This window comes from Pseudomonas edaphica (assembly GCF_005863185.1).
In the GTDB taxonomy this organism is placed as follows: Bacteria; Pseudomonadota; Gammaproteobacteria; order Pseudomonadales; family Pseudomonadaceae; genus Aquipseudomonas; species Aquipseudomonas edaphica.
The window spans coordinates 1-2,072 of the sequence record NZ_VBVZ01000854.1; the positions used below are offsets into that span (position 1 = coordinate 1).

The following is a 2,072-nucleotide window of genomic DNA, read 5'->3' on the forward strand; positions in this document are numbered from 1 at the left end:
GTGTAAGGAGACATATATGCACCCCTTTAATACCTTCGTGATTCGCCCGCTCGCGCTGCTGGTCTGCTCGGCCTGGATGACGGGCTGTACCGTCGGCCCGGACTACCGGGCCAGTAACGAGCCCGCAGTAGAGCTGACTCAAAGCCCCGATACCGCGCTGTATAGCAGCACCCGCGTGCAACAGGATTGGTGGCGACAATTCCAGGACCCACAACTGGATGCGCTGATCGATCAAGCGCTGGCGCGTAACCATGACCTGCGCATCGCCCAGGCCCGGTTGCTGGAGGCACGTGCGGTGCTGGATCAGCGTCAGTTGGACCAACTGCCAACGGTGACCGCCAGCGGGGCTTATTCCCGTAGCCTGTCCCAGGCCAACCCCGGCCCGAGCGGTGAGCGCAACCTGGCCAAGACCTATCAGGCCGGCTTGGATGCGCAGTGGGAGCTGGACCTGTTCGGCAGGCTGCAGCGCCTGTCGCAGGCGTCTTCGGCACGCGCTGAGGCCGTCGCGGCGGACCTGGCGCAAACCCGTATCGTAGTGACCGCCGACGTGGCGCGTCACTACTTTGAACTGCGCGGAGCGCAACGGCAGTTAGCGGTGGCCCAGGCCAACCTGAGTAATCAGGAAAAAACCGTGGCGCTGGTCCAGGGCCGCGTGGATGCCGGGCGCGGCACCGCCGACGAACTGGCCAGCGCCCTGGCCGAGCGCGCACGGGTGCAAGCCACATTGCCGAGTCTGGAAACCCGTCAAGCGCTCAGCCGTTATCGACTCGCCGTACTTACCGGCTCGCGGCCCAGTGACCTGCAAACGCTCACCGACCTGAAACCCTTGCCGGCACTGGTCACACGCTTGCCGATTGGCCAGATCAGCGACTTGCTGCGCCAGCGTCCCGATGTCGCCAGCGCCGAACGCGCATTGGAGGCGTCGAATGCGGACATTGGCGCGGTGACGGCCGAGCTTTACCCACGGATCGACCTGGGCGGTTTTCTCGGCTTTGTGGCCTTGCGCGGTGGGGATTTGGGCGACAGCGGCAGCCGTGCGTTCAGCGTGATGCCTTCGGTCAGTTGGCCGGCGCTGCACCTGGCCAGTGTCAAGGCAAGGCAGCGCGGGGCGCAGGCGCGAGAGGTGGGTAGTCAGGCGCGTTATGAGCAAGTGGTGCTGAATGCGATTGAGGAAACCGAGGGCGCGCTTACGACCTATAGCCTGTCGCAGCAACGGGTTCGCAGCCTGGCTGAGGCTACCGCGCAAAGTGAGCGTGCGGCTCGACTGGCACATGCGCGTTATGAAGCAGGTAGTGCGGCGTATCTGGTAGAGCTGGACGCGCAGCGTACGCAACTGAATGCTCAGGACGCGCTGACGCAGGCGGAGACCGCGTCGTATCTCGATGTAGTGCAGCTCTATAAAGCGCTGGGTGGAGGCTGGCGTGCGCCGGAATCAGTGGTATCCAAGTAACCCATAGCCGCCCTGAACGGGGCGGCATTTTCAATGCTTATACATTCGCAATAGCGCGTTCGACGCGCTGGATGAAAGCAGCCACGTCTGCATGGGTATGGACCAGCCCGTCCCGGGCGACAGCGACCTCCAACTCGCGACACAGCTGGATCAGACTTTTAGCTTTGCCTACCGCCAACGCACCCCGAATCCGATGCAGCAAACGGACGGTTTCATTACGGCCCTGCCCCCTGTCAAGCGCTTTAAGCTCACTCATATCCTGGGCGATGGTCTCAAGGAATAGTTCAAGCATGCGCTCCGGCACATTGATCTCGTCTACATCGCTTACCGGCGTATCGATTTCGCAAGCCTGGAAGACCGCAGGATCAAGCACACTGCGCAAACACAGATAGAGCCCCTGGATATCCATCGGTTTGGATAACCAACTGTTCATGCCCACGCGGATGCAATGCTCGCCCTCCTCGCGCAGCGCATTGGCGGTGACGCCGATAATCGGCATATCCACATCGCGCTGGCGCAATGTATCGGCAAGTTCATAGCCGTCAATGAGCGGCATGTTCACATCCGTCAGCAGTACGTCGTAAGCCTTCAACTCCAACTGCAGCAACGCCTGGACGCCATC

Annotated in this window: 2 protein-coding genes; one reads left to right on the top strand and one right to left on the bottom strand. The window is 62.0% G+C overall.

The window, feature by feature from the left end; all coding sequences use genetic code 11:
- Window positions 1-16: 16 nt before the first annotated feature.
- Window positions 17-1,450, top strand: coding sequence for an efflux transporter outer membrane subunit (locus FEM54_RS31330; RefSeq protein ID WP_138454148.1), 1,434 nt, complete (start codon window positions 17-19; stop codon window positions 1,448-1,450).
- A 37-nt stretch (window positions 1,451-1,487) separates the two neighbouring features.
- On the opposite strand, the gene FEM54_RS31335 is transcribed toward FEM54_RS31330, so the two are convergent.
- On the bottom strand, window positions 1,488-2,072 hold a 585-nt coding region (locus FEM54_RS31335), incomplete at its 5' end, for a response regulator (protein ID WP_138454149.1).